3 protein-coding genes are annotated in these 1,659 nt (G+C 35.0%); all 3 read left to right on the forward strand.

All coding sequences use genetic code 11. From position 1 onward, the window contains the following. The first annotated feature begins 348 nt into the window (after positions 1–348). The 3 genes from Q8907_16925 (at position 349) to Q8907_16935 (ending at position 1,623) form a co-directional block, all read left to right on the forward strand. Complete coding sequence (locus Q8907_16925) at positions 349–603, forward strand: type II toxin-antitoxin system prevent-host-death family antitoxin (GenBank protein ID MDP4275953.1); 255 nt, start codon at positions 349–351, stop codon at positions 601–603. After that, on the forward strand, positions 603–863 hold the full coding sequence (locus Q8907_16930; GenBank protein ID MDP4275954.1) for a Txe/YoeB family addiction module toxin: 261 nt from the start codon (positions 603–605) through the stop codon (positions 861–863). The genes Q8907_16925 and Q8907_16930 overlap by 1 nt, the downstream gene beginning before the upstream one ends. Before the next feature lie 193 nt (positions 864–1,056). Next, on the forward strand, positions 1,057–1,623 hold the full coding sequence (locus Q8907_16935) for a YdeI/OmpD-associated family protein (GenBank protein ID MDP4275955.1): 567 nt from the start codon (positions 1,057–1,059) through the stop codon (positions 1,621–1,623). Positions 1,624–1,659 lie beyond the last annotated feature (36 nt).

A 1,659-nucleotide genomic window follows, 5' to 3' on the forward strand; every position in this document is an offset into this window, starting at 1 on the left:
GGACTTGCACCCTCTGGAAAAATTTGCACACTTATCGCTTGCTAACGTAAAGTTTATTTGTATTTTTAATCTTTTTCAAGAGCTTACGATAAGTGTGCGCTCCTGCTCATGCAGGGCGCACACAAAAACTATATGTCAATTGGGGTTTAGGTGCGTACAACAAAGTTCGCAGTCCGCAACAACGGCATCGGGGTTCGACAGGAACGAAGCCCGCAATCCCCAACTGCATATAGTTCCGAACGTTATGCTGCATGTTAAAACCCATGATAGAAGAATAGTGGATCAATTTTAAATTTTCATTAAAAGTACTTATCTTTGTACTTAATTAAATACTTAAAATTAAATATCATGATTGCAGCCAACTATTCAGAATTCAGGAAAGAACTCAAGAACTATCTTGACAGCGTTGAGAATAATCATGAAACTCTTATCATAAAAAGAGGATCAGGTAAAGGATCTGTTATAATATCACTTGAAGAATATAACTCAATAATGGAAACTCTTCATCTTTTAAGTTCACAAAAGAATGCCCAAAGACTTTTTGAGTCAATAAATCAGATGAATAGCGGTAATACAGTTCACCATGATTTAATTGAAGAATAATGAAACTTGTTTTTTCACAGATAGCGTGGGAAGATTATATTTTCTGGCAAAAAGAAGATAAAAAGATTTTAAGAAAAATAAACGACCTCATTAAGAGCATTCAAACAAATCCGTATGAAGGAATCGGAAAGCCAGAACCACTTAAATATGATTTGGCGGGCCTTTGGTCAAGGAGGATTGACCTTGAACATCGATTAGTGTATAAAGTTGAAGGAGATAATCTCTATATTTATAGTTGCAGGTATCATTACGATAAATAAACACGCAGCATAACAACCGGTATAGCCAATAAGGGATTTAGGATAGTGCCAAGGTCAGGATCAGCTCCTACTTCATTGTAACTTGATACAGAATTCGCTCGCAATCCCTTACTGGCCATATTATCAGCCGTTAGCGATTATTGTAAAGTAACACACTACAGATTTGCTTTTTAGTTGCAGACAATAGAGCAATATGGAAAAAGAAGAGATTTTTAACATAAAAACAAGAGCTGAATGGAGAAATTGGCTTGAAAACAATTTCAATACAAAGCAAGAAGTTTGGCTGGTATATGCTAAAAAGTCAACTGGCAAACAACGCATTCAGTACAATGAAGCAGTTGAAGAAGCCCTGTGTTTTGGATGGATAGACAGCACAAATAAAACACTTGACAAAGACCATACGATTCAGCGATTTACACCTAGAAAAACTAAAAGTAATTATTCGCAACCAAATATAGAACGACTGAAATGGTTAGCCCAAAACAATTTAATTCATAGTTCGTTTCTTGAAAAAGTACAGGAGATTATTTCGCAAGAGTTTATCTTTCCCAAAGACATATTAGATGAAATCAAAAGAGATAAAGCTGCTTGGAATAACTATGTAAGGTTTTCAGATTCATATAAACGAATACGAGTTGCCTATATTGACAGTGCAAGAAAACGACCAGAGGAATTTACTAAACGACTGACCAACTTTATTCAAAAGACACGTGAAAACAAACTTATTCCAGGATTTGGTGGAATTGACAAATATTATTAGCCTGAATTATAATAGACTTTAATACGACAGAAAAAC

The sequence above is a fragment of the Bacteroidota bacterium genome (genome assembly GCA_030706565.1).
Lineage (GTDB): Bacteria > Bacteroidota > Bacteroidia > Bacteroidales > JAUZOH01 > JAUZOH01.

Excerpts from the sequence above, each read along its gene's own strand:
- Q8907_16925 (MDP4275953.1), top strand. The coding sequence starts at position 349 with ATGATTGCAGCCAACTATTCAGAATTCAGGAAAGAACTCAAGAACTAT.
- Q8907_16930 (MDP4275954.1), top strand. The coding sequence starts at position 603 with ATGAAACTTGTTTTTTCACAGATAGCGTGGGAAGATTATATTTTCTGG.
- Q8907_16935 (MDP4275955.1), top strand. The coding sequence starts at position 1,057 with ATGGAAAAAGAAGAGATTTTTAACATAAAAACAAGAGCTGAATGGAGA.